This is a genomic window from Amycolatopsis vastitatis (assembly GCF_002234595.1).
Lineage (GTDB): Bacteria > Actinomycetota > Actinomycetes > Mycobacteriales > Pseudonocardiaceae > Amycolatopsis > Amycolatopsis vastitatis.
On record NZ_NMUL01000057.1, the window covers coordinates 82,696 to 97,425 of the forward strand.

Annotated in this window: 14 protein-coding genes; 6 read left to right on the forward strand and 8 right to left on the reverse strand. The window is 71.1% G+C overall.

What is annotated here, in order from left to right:
- Positions 1-10: 10 nt before the first annotated feature.
- From hsaA to CF165_RS41425, 6 genes are all read left to right on the forward strand, one after another.
- Positions 11-1,174, forward strand: a complete 1,164-nt coding sequence (gene hsaA, locus CF165_RS41400) for a 3-hydroxy-9,10-secoandrosta-1,3,5(10)-triene-9,17-dione monooxygenase oxygenase subunit (RefSeq protein WP_093953047.1) — start codon at positions 11-13, stop codon at positions 1,172-1,174.
- Positions 1,174-2,019 (forward strand): 4,5:9,10-diseco-3-hydroxy-5,9,17-trioxoandrosta-1(10),2-diene-4-oate hydrolase, encoded by an 846-nt coding sequence (gene hsaD / locus CF165_RS41405; protein ID WP_093953048.1) that lies wholly within the window; start codon positions 1,174-1,176, stop codon positions 2,017-2,019. Before hsaA ends, hsaD begins: the two co-directional genes overlap by 1 nt.
- Complete coding sequence (hsaC, locus tag CF165_RS41410) at positions 2,019-2,933, forward strand: iron-dependent extradiol dioxygenase HsaC (protein WP_093953049.1); 915 nt, start codon at positions 2,019-2,021, stop codon at positions 2,931-2,933. The genes hsaD and hsaC overlap by 1 nt, the downstream gene beginning before the upstream one ends.
- Positions 2,930-3,469: a 3-hydroxy-9,10-secoandrosta-1,3,5(10)-triene-9,17-dione monooxygenase reductase subunit gene (gene hsaB, locus CF165_RS41415; protein WP_093953050.1), complete on the forward strand. Its 540-nt coding sequence runs from the start codon at positions 2,930-2,932 to the stop codon at positions 3,467-3,469. Before hsaC ends, hsaB begins: the two co-directional genes overlap by 4 nt.
- A gap of 135 nt (positions 3,470-3,604) precedes the next feature.
- Positions 3,605-4,204 carry an Rv1733c family protein gene (locus CF165_RS41420; RefSeq protein WP_093953051.1) on the forward strand — a complete coding sequence of 200 codons (600 nt, stop codon included), beginning with the start codon at positions 3,605-3,607 and terminating at the stop codon, positions 4,202-4,204.
- 42 nt (positions 4,205-4,246) lie between these two features.
- On the forward strand, positions 4,247-7,024 hold the full coding sequence (locus CF165_RS41425; RefSeq protein ID WP_093953052.1) for a hypothetical protein: 2,778 nt from the start codon (positions 4,247-4,249) through the stop codon (positions 7,022-7,024).
- 4 nt (positions 7,025-7,028) lie between these two features.
- Here CF165_RS41425 and CF165_RS41430 read toward each other — a convergent pair whose 3' ends face one another.
- From CF165_RS41430 to CF165_RS41465, 8 genes are all read right to left on the reverse strand, one after another.
- A complete protein-coding gene (locus CF165_RS41430; RefSeq protein ID WP_003092780.1) occupies positions 7,029-7,283 on the reverse strand; it encodes a Smr/MutS family protein in 255 nt (84 codons plus the stop codon).
- A gap of 154 nt (positions 7,284-7,437) precedes the next feature.
- Entirely contained in the window at positions 7,438-8,499 is a 1,062-nt protein-coding gene (locus CF165_RS41435) for an MBL fold metallo-hydrolase (protein ID WP_093953053.1), read from the reverse strand.
- 9 nt (positions 8,500-8,508) lie between these two features.
- Positions 8,509-9,525 (reverse strand): fatty acid desaturase family protein, encoded by a 1,017-nt coding sequence (locus tag CF165_RS41440; protein ID WP_093953054.1) that lies wholly within the window; start codon positions 9,523-9,525, stop codon positions 8,509-8,511.
- A 186-nt stretch (positions 9,526-9,711) separates the two neighbouring features.
- On the reverse strand, positions 9,712-12,090 hold the full coding sequence (locus CF165_RS41445; RefSeq protein ID WP_093953055.1) for an ATP-binding cassette domain-containing protein: 2,379 nt from the start codon (positions 12,088-12,090) through the stop codon (positions 9,712-9,714).
- Between the two features lie 36 nt (positions 12,091-12,126).
- Positions 12,127-12,384 (reverse strand): AraC family transcriptional regulator, encoded by a 258-nt coding sequence (locus CF165_RS41450; RefSeq protein ID WP_093953056.1) that lies wholly within the window; start codon positions 12,382-12,384, stop codon positions 12,127-12,129.
- Positions 12,369-13,586, reverse strand: a complete 1,218-nt coding sequence (locus CF165_RS41455; RefSeq protein WP_093953057.1) for an MFS transporter — start codon at positions 13,584-13,586, stop codon at positions 12,369-12,371. Before CF165_RS41455 ends, CF165_RS41450 begins: the two co-directional genes overlap by 16 nt.
- A gap of 32 nt (positions 13,587-13,618) precedes the next feature.
- Positions 13,619-14,029 carry a VOC family protein gene (locus CF165_RS41460; RefSeq protein ID WP_093953082.1) on the reverse strand — a complete coding sequence of 137 codons (411 nt, stop codon included), beginning with the start codon at positions 14,027-14,029 and terminating at the stop codon, positions 13,619-13,621.
- Positions 14,030-14,039: 10 nt separating this feature from the next.
- Positions 14,040-14,483, reverse strand: a complete 444-nt coding sequence (locus CF165_RS41465; protein WP_093953058.1) for a helix-turn-helix transcriptional regulator — start codon at positions 14,481-14,483, stop codon at positions 14,040-14,042.
- Positions 14,484-14,730 lie beyond the last annotated feature (247 nt).

Here is a 14,730-nt window from a genome sequence, read left to right on the forward strand (position 1 = left end):
GGAACTGCGCATGAGCGAGCAGGTGATCGCCGGGGTCCGGGACCTCCTGCCGGTCCTGCGGGAACGGGCCCAGGACACCGAGGACGCGCGCCGCGTCCCCGAGGAGTCCGTCAAGGCCCTGCAGGAGACCGGGTTCTTCAAGCTGCTGCAGCCGAAGCTCCACGGGGGCTTCGAAACCGACCCGACGAGCTTCTACACCGCGGTCAAGCTGATCGCGAGCGCGTGCGGGTCCACGGGCTGGGTCGCCTCCATCCTCGGCGTCCACCCGTGGCACGTGGCCCTGTTCGACGCGCAGGCGCAGCAGGAGGTCTGGGGCGAAGACCAGGACGTGCGGATCTCCTCGTCGTACGCGCCGATGGGCAAGGCCGAGGTCGTCGAGGGCGGCTACCGGCTGTCGGGCCGGTGGAGCTTCTCCTCCGGCTGCGACCACTGCACGTGGGTGCTGCTCGGGGGCCCCGCGTTCAAGGACGGCAAGCCGGTCGACTTCTGCACCTACCTGCTGCCCATCGCCGACTACTCCATTGTGGACGTCTGGGACACGGTGGGCCTGCGCGGCACCGGCTCGAACGACATCGTCGTCGAGGACGTTTTCGTGCCGCAGCACCGGGCGCTGAGCTTCATCGCGACGTCGAAGTGCAAGGTGCCGGGCCAGGCCGTCAACCCCGGGCCGCTGTACCGGCTCCCGTACGGCTCGGTGCACCCGACCACGATCACCGCGCCGATCATCGGCATGGCCCAGGGTGCTTACGACGCGCACGTCGAGCACCAGGGCAAACGCGTCCGGGCCGCGTACGCCGGTGAACAGTCCAAAGAGGACCCGTTCGCCAAGGTGCGGATCGCGGAGGCGGCCAGCGAGATCGACGCGGCCTGGCTGCAGCTGACCCGCAACATCGAGGAGCTGTACGAGCTCGCCAAGCGCGAAGAGCGGCTGCCCGTGGACCTGCGGCTGCGCGTCCGGCGCGACCAGGTGCGCGGTACCGAACGCGCGATCGCCGCGATCGACCGGCTCTTCGAGAACTCGGGCGGCCGGGCGATCCAGCGCGGCACGCCGATCCAGCGCTTCTGGCGCGACGCGCACGCCGGCCGCGTCCACGCGGCCAACGACGCCGAGCGCGCGTATGTCATGTTCGGCACCGGCGCCTTCGGGCTCCCCGTCGAGAACGCGATGTACTGATGGCCGCTCCCGAAGGCAAGTACGTCCAGGCCGGCTCGCTGAAGCTGCACTACCACGAGGCCGGTGCGGAACACGCCGAGACGGTGATCCTGCTGCACGGCGGCGGGCCCGGCGCGTCGGCGTGGAGCAACTTCGGGCGCAACCTGCCGGAGTTCGCCAAGCACTACCGGACGATCGCGGTCGACCAGCCCGGCTTCGGGCGGTCGGACAAGCCGACGGAGCACCCGCAGTACTTCCGGCACAGCGCGGACGCCGTCGCGGGCTTGATGGACTCGCTCGGTATCGAGCGCGCCCACTTCGTCGGCAATTCGCTCGGCGGGGGAGCGGCGGTGCGGTTCGCGCTGAACCACGGGAAGCGGGCCGGGCGGCTGGTCCTGATGGGGCCGGGCGGGCTGAGCGTCAACGTCTTCGCGCCCGATCCCACCGAAGGCGTCAAGAACCTCGGGCGGTTCGCGGCCAAGCCCTCGCGCGAGCGGATGGAAGCGTTCCTGCGGATCATGGTCCACGACCAGGGCCTGATCACCGACGAGCTGATCGACGAACGCTTCGCCGCGGCGAACACCCCCGAGTCGCTCGCCGCCATGCGGGCGATGGGGATGTCGTTCGCGCAGCCCGACACGTACGAAGAAGGCATGCTCTGGCGCGAAGCCCACCGCCTGCGCCAGCGCGTCCTGCTGATCTGGGGGCGCGAGGACCGCGTCAACCCCCTGGACGGCGCCCTGCTCGCACTCAAGACGATTCCGCGCGCGCAGCTGCACGTGTTCGGCGGCTGCGGGCACTGGGCCCAGCTGGAGAAGTTCGACGAGTTCAACCGGCTGGCCCTCGACTTCCTCGGGAGTTCCTGATGGGCATCCGGTCACTGGGCTACCTCCGCATCGAAGCCACCGACATGGCGGCCTGGCGCGAGTACGGGCTCAAGGTGCTCGGCATGGTCGAAGGCAGCGGCACCAACCCGGACGCGCTGTACCTGCGCATGGACGACTTCCCGGCGCGGCTGGTCGTCTCGCCCGGGGAAGCGGACCGGCTGGCCGTCACCGGCTGGGAGGTTGCTCACGCGGGTGAGCTGGCCGAGCTGCGGTCCCGGTTGGACAGTGCGTCGGTGCCGTACAAGGAGGGCACGCCGGACGAGCTGGCCGACCGCCGCGTCGACGAGCTGATCAGCTTCGAGGACCCGTCCGGCAACACCCAGGAGGTGTTCCACGGCGTCGCGCTGCAGCACCGGCGCGTGGTCAGCCCGTACGGCCACAAGTTCGTCACCGGCGAACAGGGCCTCGGCCACGTCGTTTTGTCCACAAAGGATGACGAGGCGTCGCTGCGGTTCTACCGGGACGTCCTCGGCTTCCGGCTGCGCGACTCGATGCGCCTGCCGCCGCAGCTGGTCGGCAGGCCCGCCGACGGCCCGCCCGCGTGGCTGCGGTTCTTCGGCTGCAACCCGCGCCACCACAGCCTGGCGTTCCTGCCGATGCCGACGCCAAGCGGGATCGTGCACCTGATGGTCGAGGTGGAGAACACCGACGACGTCGGCCTGTGCCTCGACCGCGCGATCCGGCGGAAGGTGCCGATGTCGGCCACCCTCGGCCGGCACGTCAACGACCTGATGCTGTCGTTCTACATGAAGACCCCGGGCGGCTTCGACGTCGAGTTCGGCTGCGAAGGCCGCCAGGTCGACGACGACAACTGGATCGCGCGCGAGAGCACCGCGGTTTCGTTGTGGGGCCACGACTTCTCGGTCGGCGCGCGGCCGCCCGGCGCGTCATGACGTCGGTGGCGGTCGACCAGACCGAGTTCCGCAGCGTCCTCGGGCACTTCTGCACGGGTGTCACGGTGGTCACCGGCCGCGACGGCGACACCCTCGCCGGGTTCGCCTGCCAGTCGTTCGCGGCGCTGTCGCTCGACCCGCCGCTGGTGCTGTTCTGCCCGGCTCGCACCTCGCGGACCTGGCCGGTGCTCGCCGCGGCCGGCCGGTTCGCGGTCAACGTCCTGGCCGAGGACCAGCAGGAGGTCAGCGCCGTGTTCGGCGCCCGCGGCGAGGACAAGTTCGCCCGGTTCGGCTGGACGCCCGCGCCGTCCGGGGCGCCGCTGCTCGAAGGCGCGCTCACCTGGATCGACTGCACGCTGGAGACCGTGCACGAGGCGGGGGACCACTACGTCGTGATCGGCCGGGTCACGGCGCTCGGCACGCCGTCGGACGCGCGTCCGCTGCTGTTCCACCGCGGCCGGTACGCCGTCACCGAGCCGGCCCGCGACGCGCTCGCGGCGTTGATGCCGTGGCCGCGTCCCGACGACTGGCTGTGATCGAGGCTTAACGCGCTTCCGAGTGGTTGTGCAGGGTTTCACAGGTGGGCCGCATCCCATTGACGCGAGAAAGCCAGGCCCGGCGCGCACACTGTTACCGAGAAGACATCTTCGGTGGACAGGAGTGAGTCGCGCATGCGTGGGCCCAGCGGACGGATCACCCGGTTCCGGCGCCGGTTGCACCCCGGCCGCAACCCGATCGCGCGCGCGGGCGACCGCGTCGAAGCCGTCCTCCTCATGCTGGTGGTCGCCGGCGCGCTCCTGGCCGTGCCCTTCGCCGCGGCGTTCGGTTCCGACACCTACGCCGCGCAGACCACCCGGGCCGGGGAGGAACGCACCACCCGCCACCCGGCGACGGCCGTTTCGCTCACCGCGGCGTCCGGCCAGTCCTACGGCACCGACGGCGCCGGCGCCCCGGCCGACCAGACGACGGTCGAGGCCGCCTGGTTCGACGCGCGCGGCACCCGCCACACCGGCGAGGTCCTCGCCGACGCGGGCAGCCCGGCGGGCACCCGCGTGTCCGTGTGGCTGGACCAGCACGGCGAGCTGACCAGCGAGCCCCTCTCGCCGTCCGCTTCGGCGGCCGACGGCGTCTTCGCGGCGGTCCTGCTGTGGGTCGCCGTCACCGGCGCGCTGGCCGGGCTGTACGGCGCCGTCCGGTTCGTCCTGAGCCGCCTCCACGCGGCGGCGTGGGACCGGGCCTGGGCGCAGGCCCGGCACGACAGCCGCTTCTGATCAGCCTGTTCGGACCGTCGCGGTCCGATACTGTTCCCATCCGTGACCGCTCCACCACCGGCTTATCCCGTCTCCCGGCACGCCCTTCCCGAGCCGGACGGCGGCCCGCCCGACGAGCTGGTCGAAGAGCTCCGCGACCGGCTCCCCGCCTTGGCGGAGCAGGTGCTCGACAAGCTCGTGCCGCAGCTCACCCAGGACCTCTCGGAGACCCAGTTCGCCGGCCTGCGGGCCGAAGTCGTCAAGCGGGTGGCCGGTGACGGGGTCGCGCTGCTCAGCGACACCAACAACGAGATCGCCCAGCTGAGGCGCGCTCGCACGGCGCTCGCCGCGCACGAGAACCCGCCCGAGCGACCGGCGGGCCGTCCCGATCCCCGTGACAAGGGCGCGCACGCGGCGATCGGCACCGCGCTCTGGCTGGGCATGATCTTCCCGCTGCTGTTCTGGCAGCTGCTCCAGGCACCGTTGAACTCCGCCGGCCACTTCTGGGTTTCGGCGGCCGTGGTGGTGGTGGGCTTCGCCGCGCTCCGCCCGGCCTACGTGGCGATAAAGCGGGCAGGGCGTCGGCTGACCGGCGAACCGGCCCGCGGTGGCTCGGGCTGGCCCCTGGTCACCGGCTTCGCCTCGGTGTACCTGATGTTGCTCTGGCGGCTGTGGACGCCGTCGGTCGAAGGCATGGGCTCGGTCCTGGCTTGGGGTCTCTGGATCATCGCGGGCGTGCTGACCCTCGTGCTGGCCTTCGGCGCGTACGCGGCGTCCAACGCGCCCGCGCAAGAGGACCTGAAGCGCTACACGATCCCGGGCCCGGTCGTCGGCCGGGAGACCCGCGTCATGCTCGGCGCGTATGTCCTGACGGCCCTGGTGCTGACCGTGGTGCCGGTGCCGGGACCCGACTGGGTGCGGTGGCTGTCCGCGGACGTGGTGTCCCTGCTGGCGATGGTCCTCGGCGGCCCACTGGTGCTCGGCTTGCGGCTGCCTCGCGCGCTGTCCCAGGACGTGGCCCTCTTCCGCAGCCAGGGGTGGCTCGGGCAGCGGGACCGGCTGCGCGGCGAGCTGGAAGAGGCCGAACAGGCGTGGTGGGCGGCGGCCGAGGAGCCCATCCGGCAGCGGGTCTTCCACCACGTCAACGCGATGCTCAACCCGCCGTTCAGCACGACGTTGCCCGCCTACGACCGCGGCGTGCTCGGGCAGATGCGCACGAGCAAGCCGATCGTCCGGAAGACCGCCGGCGGCCTCCGGCTGGAACTGGTCCTGGCGGGCATCAGCGGGGGCGCGGTCGGTGTGGCCGGTCCGCGGGGTGCGGGCAAGTCGACGTGGCTCGAAGCGTTCCGCGACCGCCGTCTGCTCGACGTGGACAGCGCGCACATCGCGTTGCTCGAAAGCGTGCCAGTGCGCTACGACGTGCGGGAGTTCGTGCTGTACCTGTACGCGCGGATGTGCGCCGCGGTGGTCGCGTTCTGCGACGAGCGCGGCGCCGGCGCGGCCGAGCAGCCGAGCCCGTGGCCGGCCTGGCGCGCCCGGCTCCGGCGCTGGTGGCCGTTCGCCGCGGTCGTGGTGGTGTGGCTCGCCCTGGGCCTGGCGGGCTCGTTGTCGTTGCGCGACCCCAAGATCGACCTCAGGTCGTGGTTCGCTTCCCTCTGGTGGCCCGTCGTGTCCCTGCTCGCCGCCGGAGCGCTTCTCGCGGTGGCCGCGCGCCGTCGCTCGGCCATGCCCGCCGCCCCACTGCCGGAGCGGCCGCGCGTACCCCGGGGGACGCCCGTGGGCGGCCTGCCCGCGCTGCGGCGGCTGGCGGTGGACCGGCTCGAGGAGATCGAGTTCCAGCAGAAGCACACCGCGGGGTGGTCGGGGAAGGTCGGCGGGCTGGCCGGCGCCGAAGTCGGGCTCAGCGGTTCGCGCGAGGTGACCCGGCAGCCGCGCACCTACCCGCAGATCGTCCGCGACTTCAGCGACTTCCTCGCCGCGACCGTCACGTACCTGGCCGAAGAGCCCAAGGTGGCCACGCCGTCGGTGGTGATCATCCTCGACGAACTGGACAAGATCGCTTCGCCGGAGGCCGCCCAGGACTTCGTCAACGAGCTGAAGGCGTTGGTCGACCTGGGCGTGCCCGGCTTCCTGCTGCTCGTCTCGGTGTCGGAGGACGCCCTCGCGTCCTTCGAACGGCGAGGGCTCCCGGTGCGGGACGCGTTCGACAGCGCCTTCGACGTCATCCTGCGGCTGGAGTACCTCACCCTCGCCGAAGCGCGGCAGGTGCTGAACAACCGCATCCTGACCCTGCCGGAACCCTTCGCGTGCCTGTGCCACTGCCTGGCGGGCGGGCTGCCGCGCGAGCTGATCCGGGTGGCCCGGCAGGTGATCGGCGAGAGCGGCTCGCTGCCCGACGTCGCGCGGCGCCTGGTCGGCGAAGACCTGCGGAACAAACGCGGCGCGCTGCGCACGGTCATCGCGCGCGGCACGTACGACGACGTCGTGGTGAGCGAACTGGTCCGGCACCTCGACGCGCACGGCGTCGCCGATCCGGAGGTGCTGCTGCGCGCGGTGCGGCAGCCGCCGGTCGTCGCCGGTGCCGTGGCCGAGCCCGGCGCCCTGCAGCGGCTGCAGCTGGAAACCCTCGGATACCTGTACTACCTGGGCACCGTGCTCGAAGTGTTCGGCCCCGGGTTCAGCCCGGCGGACCTCGAGCGCGGCCGCGCGGAAGGCGACGCGTCCTTCGACACCCTCAGCTCGGTGCGCCGGCTGTTCGCGGTCAACGCCCGGCTGGCCTGGCTGACCGTCAGCGCGTTCCGCTCGGCGTGGGGGCTCGCGGCCGTCCCGCCGCCCGGCTGAGCCCTCACTTCCAGCGGAAGTGCACGAACACCCGGCCGAAGTTGTCCTTGTCCTTTTCGACCCGGTGGTACAGCGCCTTGACGTCCTTGCGCTCGAGGAACCGCAGGACGTGCTTCTTCAGCTGGCCGGAGCCCTTGCCGGGGATGATCTCGACGAGCGGCGCCTTCTTCGCGACGGCCTCGTCGATGATCGCGCGCAGGGCCCGGTCGATCTCGCCGCCGCGGTTGTAGATGTCGTGGAGGTCCAGCTTCAGCTTCACACGCGCTCCAAGGCTCGACGACGTGCGGGGACGGTCGACACGCGTGATTGAAGCGCCGACACGCGTGATCGGAGGGGCGACACGACCGCGCCGCGTCGTGTCGTCGCCCCGATCACGCGTGTCGACCTCCTGATCACGCGTGTCGACCCCAGGGTCACAGCGCCTGCCACCAGCCGTCCACCGCGGGCGGTGCCGCCACGTCGATGCGCTCGCCCGGGCGGGGGATCGCCAGCGGGAGGTCGGCCTCCTTCGCCTCGCTCCACACGCGGTCCGCCGGCTCGCCCCACGGGTGCATGGCCAGCTGGAACGTCGCCCAGTGCACCGGGACCAGCAGCTTCGCCCGCACGTCGAGGCCGGCCGCGACGCCCTCTTCCGGAGTCATGTGGATGTCCGGCCAGTGCGGGGCGTACGCGCCGATCTGGATCAGGGCCGCGTCGAACGGGCCGTGCTCCGCGCCGATCGCCGCGAAGCCGTCGAAGTACCCCGTGTCGCCGCTGTAGAACACGCGATGGGACGGGCCCAGTAGCGCCCACGACGTCCACAGTGTGTCGTCGTTCGTGATGCCGCGGCCGGAGAAGTGCTGGGCCGGCGTCGCGACGAAGCGGACACCCGCCACCGTCGCCTCTTCGTGCCAGTCCAGCTCGATGATCCGCGAAGCCGGGACGTGCCAGCGCTCCAGGTGCGCGCCGACGCCGAGCGGCACCAGGAACGGGGCCTCGGAGGAAGCCGTCAGCGCCCGGACGGTCGCCAGGTCCAGGTGGTCGTAGTGGTCGTGTGAAATCACCACGGCGTCGATCCGGCCGAGTGCGGACAGCGCCACCGGCGGCTCGTGCAGCCGCCGCGGTCCGGCGAACGCGGCGGGGGACACCCGGTCGCTCCACACCGGGTCGAGCAGCACGCGGGCGCCGTCCAGCTCGACGAGCGTGGACGCGTGGCCGTACCAGGTCAGGTACAGGCCGTCGGCCGCGAGAACCGGCTCCGCCGCGACCAGCGGCACCGGGTGGGCGGGTTTGCGCAGCTCGCGGTGCTCCCCGAAGAACATCTCGCGGAAGATGGTCCGCATCGCCGCCGCGGTCATCGGGTGCCGCGGCGCGACGTTGCGGAACACCTTGCCGTCGAACTGCGGCGACGAGCGGACCCGCTCCGCCCGCGCGCCGGTGGCCTTCGCGCCGAACGCCGCCGGCAGGTCCCGCAGGGCCGCGATCCTCTTCCTCATACCCCGAGTCTACGAACGGTTCCTGAGAGGGGCCCCAGCTTCATGCAGGTGGGTGAGGGCCTGCCGGTAGGACTCGACGAGGCTCGTCTGCAGGTAGGGGACGCCGAGCTCGGCGCAGTAGGCCTGGACGATCGGCTGCGCCCGCCGCAGGTGCGGCGACGGCATGCTCGGGAACAGGTGGTGCTCGATCTGGTAGTTGAGCCCGCCGAGGGCGGCGTCGGTGACGGCGCCGCCGCGGACGTTGCGGGACGTGAGCACCTGCTTGCGGAGGAAGTCGAGCTCGGTCCGCCCGGTCAGCGTCGGCATGCCCTTGTGGTTGGGGGCGAAGATCGATCCCATGTAGACACCCCAGAGTCCTTGGTGGACGGCGAAGAACAGCAACGCCATGCCGGGGCTGAGCACCGTGCCCAGCGCGCCGAAGTAGAGGACGAAGTGCGCGGCGAGCAACGCGGCTTCGAGACCGCGGCGGCGCAGTCCCGGCGTCCGGACCGCGCGGACGCCGGACCAGTGCAGGTTGAGGCCCTCGAGGGTGAGCAGCGGGAAGAACAGGAACGCCTGGTACCGCCCGATGAACCGGGGGACCCCGCGGCTGGCGCGGGCCTGGTCCTTCGACCACACGAGGATGTCCGGGTCGACGTCCGGGTCGAGCTCCTCGTGGTTCGGGTTGGCGTGGTGGCGGGTGTGCTTGTCCATCCACCAGCCGTAGCTCATCCCGATCCCGAGGTTGCCGAGCAGCATCCCGGCGATCTCGGTGGGACGCCGTCGCCGGAACACCTGCTTGTGCGCGAGATCGTGGGACAGCAACGCGATCTGGCCGAACAGGAACGCCTGGAACACGGCGATGGCGAGCTGCCACCACGAGTTCCCGAGCAGCGCGAAGGCGACCCAGCCGGCGGCGGACGCCCCGATGACGACGGCGAACCGGGCGGTGTAGTAGCCGGGACGGCGTTTCATCAGGCCGGCGGCGGAGATGCGGTGGCTCAGCCGGGCGAAGTCGCTGCCGACGAGGTTCTCGGTGGTGGTCACGCACCCGAGTCTTCGCGGCGGCGGGTCTCCGGGGAAGCCTGCGCGCCCCAGGCACTGTGCGGGGGCCAGCCCTACCGGCCGCGCTGGTATGCGAGCGCCCCAATGTGGCGTTGGTTGCGTTCAACGCACCGAACGCCACATTGGGTGCGTCTGACGCACCGAACGCCACATTGGGGCGCTTGAGACTCAGCCCACGTACTCCGCGAGGTGCTTGCCGGTCAGCGTCTTCTTCCGCGCCTTCACCAGCTGCGCGGGCGTGCCCTCGAACACGATCCGGCCGCCGTCGTGACCCGCGCCCGGGCCGAGGTCGATGATCCAGTCCGCGTGCGCCATCACGGCCTGGTGGTGCTCGATGACGATCACCGACTTGCCCGAGTCGACCAGCCGGTCCAGCAGTCCCAGCAGCTGCTCGACGTCGGCCAGGTGCAGACCCGCCGTCGGTTCGTCGAGGACGTACACCCCGCCCTTCTCCGCCATCCGGGTCGCCAGCTTGATCCGCTGCCGCTCGCCGCCCGACAGCGTCGTCAGCGGCTGGCCGAGCGTGAGGTAGCCGAGGCCGACGTCGGACAGGTGCGTGAGGATCTTGTGCGCCGCCGGGATGCTCGCCTCGCCGTCGGCGAAGAACGCCTCGGCCTCCGTCACCGACATCCCGAACACGTCGCTGATGTTCTTGCCGCCGAAGGTGTACTCCAGCACCTCGGCCGAGAACCGGTTGCCGTCGCACACCTCGCACGGCGTGGCGGTGCTCGCCATGATCCCCAGGTCCGTGTAGACGACGCCGGCGCCGTTGCAGTTGGGGCAGGCGCCCTCGGAGTTGGCGCTGAACAGAGCCGGCTTCACGCCGTTGGCCTTGGCGAACGCCTTGCGGATCGGCTCCAGCAGCCCGGTGTAGGTCGCCGGGTTGCTCCGGCGCGAACCGCGGATCCCGGTCTGGTCGATCGCCACCACGCCGTCCTGCCCGGCCACCGAGCCGTGGATCAGCGAGCTCTTGCCCGAACCCGCCACCCCGGTCACGACCACGAGCACGCCGAGCGGGATGTCGACGTCGACGTCCTGCAGGTTGTGCGTGGCGGCCCCGCGGACCTCCATGACACCCGAAGGCGTGCGCACCGAGTCCTTCAGCGACGCGCGGTCGTCCAGGTGCCGCCCGGTGAGCGTCCTGCTCTTGCGCAGACCGTCCACAGTGCCCTCGAAGACCACCTCGCCGCCCGCGGACCCCGCCCGGGGGCCGAGGTCGACGACGTGGTCGGCGATGGCGATCGCCTCCGGCTTGTGCTCCACGACCAGCACTGTGTTGCCCTTGTCGCGCAGCTGCAGCAGCAGTTCGTTCATGCGCTGGATGTCGTGCGGGTGCAGGCCGATCGTCGGCTCGTCGAAGACGTAGGTGACGTCGGTCAGCGACGACCCGAGGTGACGGATCATCTTGGTGCGCTGGGCTTCCCCGCCCGAGAGCGTCCCCGATGGACGGTCGAGCGAGAGGTAGCCGAGCCCGATCTCGACGAACGAGTCGAGCGTGTGCTTCAGCGCGTCCAGCAGCGGCGCGACCGACGGCTCGGACAGCTTCCCCACCCACGCGGCGAGGTCGCTGATCTGCATCGCGCAGGCGTCGGCGATGCTGATCCCGTCGATCTTGGACGACCGGGCCTCCGGCGACAGCCGCGTGCCGTCGCAGTCGGGGCAGGTCTGGAACGTCACCGCACGCTCCACGAACGCCCGGATGTGCGGCTGCAGCGAGTCGACGTCCTTGGACAGCATGGACTTCTGGATCGCCGGCACCAGCCCCGAGTAGGTCAGGTTGATGCCCTCGATCTTGATCTTCGTCGGTTCCTTGTACACCAGGTCGTCGAACTGCCTCTTGGTGTACTTCTTGATCGGCTTGTCCGGGTCGAAGAAGCCGGAGCCGCGGAAGATGCGGCCGTACCAGCCCTCCATGCTGTAGCCCGGGATCGTGATCGCGCCTTCGTTGATCGACTTGTTCTCGTCGAACAGCGCGGTCAGGTCGATGTCGTTGACCTTGCCGCGGCCCTCGCAGCGCGGGCACATGCCGCCGGTGATGCTGAAGCTGCGGCGCTCCTTGATCTGCCTGCCACCCTTTTCGATGGTGACCGCGCCCGCGCCGCTGATGGAGGCGACGTTGAACGAAAACGCCTGCGGCGAGCCGATGTGCGGCGTCCCGAGCCTGCTGAACAGGATCCGCAGCATCGCGTTGGCGTCGGTGGCGGTGCCGACGGTGGAGTGCGAGTTGGCGCCCATCCGCTCCTGGTCGACGATGATCGCGGTGGTGATCCCGTCGAGGACGTCGACGTCGGGTCTCGCCAGCGTCGGCATGAACCCCTGCACGAAGGTGCTGTAGGTCTCGTTGATCAGCCGCTGCGACTCGGCGGCGATCGTGCTGAACACCAGGGAGCTCTTGCCCGAGCCGGAGACCCCGGTGAACACCGTCAGCCGCCGCTTCGGCAGCTCGACGCTGATGTCCTTGAGGTTGTTCACGCGCGCGCCGTGGACGCGGATCAGGTCGTGGCTGTCCGCGGCGTGCGGTGCGGTCTTCCTCGTGGGCTTGCTCATCGGTGTTCTCCAGCGTTCAGAGTCGGGCGGGTGGAATCAAGCTACGGCGGGATCCGCGGCCAGTGCTTCTCGATTCCTGACGGCTTCGGCGGCCCGCCGGTAATCGTGCGGCGAAAGGCCGTAAGCGTCCCGGAACCGGCGGACGAACAATGCGATGGGCAGGTCCACCACGGCCGCGAGCGAATCGATGTCCAGCGGCAGTGCGTGCTCGCGGTCGATGCGGTCGCGGACGCGCCGCAACAATGCCAGCTCACGGAAATGTTGCTGTGCGGCGGCTTTCAGGCTGAGGCACATAGCGGATTCCTTTCCGGAATGCGTCCGAGCACCGCCCGGGCCGCGATCGGGAGCAGCAGGAGGGTCAGCACACCGGACAGCACGAGGCCGCCGGTGCTGCCCGCCAGTTCGATCAGGGGGCCGCCCAGGGCCAGCCCGAGCGGGGCGGCCACCGTGGAGCCGGTCGTCCACAGCGTGACGACCTGCTGCTGTTCCCCGGGGGCGAGCCCGGACTGCAGGAAGCTGTACGCGACCGGTGTGAACGGCGCGTACACCAGGCCGCCCAGGCCGAAGACGAGCAGCGCCACGGTGAGGTCGCCGGTGACGGCGAGCGCGATCGGGCACAGCGCCCACAGGCCGATGATCGCGACCAGCAGCGGCCGCTGCGGCAGGTTCCGCAGCCGGCCGACGAGCGCGGCGCCGAGGAACGCGCCGGCCCCGAGTGCACCCCACAGCACCCCCAGACCGGACGCGCCGGCGTGCAACGTCCCGCTCACGTACAGCGGCAGCGCCACTTCGACCGGCATGTACAGGAAGTTGAAGAAGAACTCGACCACCAGCAGCCGCGCGGCGACCGGGCGGCGGCGCAGGATCCGCCAGCCCGATTCGTGGGTTCCCCCGTCGCGCAGCGCGTCCTTGCCTTCGGCGCCGCGGGGGACGCACGCCAGCGTGGCGGCCAGCAGGATCAGCGCTCCGCCCGCGTCGACGAAGAGCGCCAAGCCCGCGCCGGCCGTCGCCACGACGACCCCGCCCAGCACCGGCCCGGCGATGTACAGCGCGAACGTCGTGTTCAGCCCCAGCAGGCCGTTGACCGAGAACCGGCCGGCCTCGCCCGCGGCCGACGTCGCCAGCAGGCGCCGGCTGCTCGACCCGGCCAGCCGGAACGTCGCGCCGAAGAGGAGACCGGCGACCAGCACGGGCAGCGTGAGCAGGCCGGCGACGGCCAGGACGCCGAGGGTGGCGAAGGTCAGCGACCGCAGCACGCAGTCGGCGACGAGCAGCGTGCGCGGCGGCACCCGCACCCGGCCGAGCCCGATGGCCAGCGCCAGCAGGGTGGACAGGACGAACGGCGCGGCCTCCACGAGCCCGATGGCGATCGCCTTCGGCACGCCGCCGTGGAGGGAGAGCGTCTGGACGGGCATGGCGACGAGCAACATGCCGGTGCCGACGTTGGCCAGGAGATCCCCCAGCAGGAGCCCGGCGATCCGCCGGTCGCGCAGCACCTCGCGGTAGCTGTGCGCGGGGGCGGTCGTGGTCAGCGCAGTTCCTGGATGCGCAGGAGGTTGCCCGCCGGGTCGCGGAACGAGCAGTCGCGGATCCCGTAGGGCTGCTCGACCGGCTCCTGGACGACCTCGGCGTTGCCCGCCTCGAGCTTGGCGAAGAGGGCGTCGAGGTCCTTGGTGGCCAGGTTGACCGAGGCGTAGGTGCCCTTGGCCATCATCTCGCCGATCATGCGGCGCTCGTCGTCGGTCAGGCCCGGCGTCGCGGCCACCGGTGACAGCACGATCGCGGTGTCCGGCTGGTTCGGCGGGCCGACGGTGATCCACTGCATGGCGCCGTACTTGACGTTCTGGCGGACCTCGAAGCCGAGGAGGTCGCGGTAGAAGGCGAGCGAGGCTTCCGGGTCCGTGTGGGGGAGGAAGCTCGAGTGAATGGTGACGTCCATGATGGTCACCCTAGGTGGCCGCCGAGGGCCGCGCTTCTCGATTCCTGATCGGTCTGGTGACCTGCTTGGCGACGCACGGCGGCATCCCGACGGTGGCCTCGGCCTGCTGCTCGCGGTAGACGCTCGGGGGCATCCCGACCAGCTCGGCGAACCGGGTGCTGAAGGTGCCGAGCGACGAGAAGCCGACGGTGAAGCACACCTCGGTCACGCTCAGCTCGCCCGTGCGCAGCAGGGCCATCGCCCGTTCGATCCGCCGGGTCATCAGGTACGAATACGGTGACTCTCCGTACGCCCGCCGGAACTGCCGGCTGAGGTGCCCGGCCGACATGTTCACGCCGCGGGCCAGCGCCTCGACGTCGAGAGGCTGGGCGTACTCCCGGTCGATCCGGTCCCGGACCCGGCGCAGCAGCGCGAGGTCACGCAGGTACTGCTCCGTGGAGGACGTGCTGGTCACCCCTGGATCCTGCCACAGGGGACGGGCTGCGGCGGAGGGTTTCGTGTCGCCCCTTCAATCACGCGTGTCGTCCCTTCAGACACGCGTGTCGTCCGCTGGGGCACGGCCTCCGCGTGATCGGGAGGCATCTCGCGTGATTGAAGAGGCATCTCGCGTGATTGGAGGGGCATCTCGCGTGATTGGGAGGTCGACACGGTGCGGCCGGGTTGTCCACAGGCGACGCGGGGCGGAGCCGTCCCGGGGGTTC

Coding starts and splice junctions, on each gene's coding strand:
- hsaD (WP_093953048.1), top strand. CDS start 1,174: ATGGCCGCTCCCGAAGGCAAGTACGTCCAGGCCGGCTCGCTGAAGCTG.
- hsaC (WP_093953049.1), top strand. CDS start 2,019: ATGGGCATCCGGTCACTGGGCTACCTCCGCATCGAAGCCACCGACATG.
- CF165_RS41450 (WP_093953056.1), bottom strand. CDS start 12,384: ATGTGCCTCAGCCTGAAAGCCGCCGCACAGCAACATTTCCGTGAGCTG.
- CF165_RS41460 (WP_093953082.1), bottom strand. CDS start 14,029: ATGGACGTCACCATTCACTCGAGCTTCCTCCCCCACACGGACCCGGAA.
- CF165_RS41445 (WP_093953055.1), bottom strand. CDS start 12,090: ATGAGCAAGCCCACGAGGAAGACCGCACCGCACGCCGCGGACAGCCAC.
- CF165_RS41420 (WP_093953051.1), top strand. CDS start 3,605: ATGCGTGGGCCCAGCGGACGGATCACCCGGTTCCGGCGCCGGTTGCAC.
- hsaB (WP_093953050.1), top strand. CDS start 2,930: ATGACGTCGGTGGCGGTCGACCAGACCGAGTTCCGCAGCGTCCTCGGG.
- hsaA (WP_093953047.1), top strand. CDS start 11: ATGAGCGAGCAGGTGATCGCCGGGGTCCGGGACCTCCTGCCGGTCCTG.
- CF165_RS41435 (WP_093953053.1), bottom strand. CDS start 8,499: ATGAGGAAGAGGATCGCGGCCCTGCGGGACCTGCCGGCGGCGTTCGGC.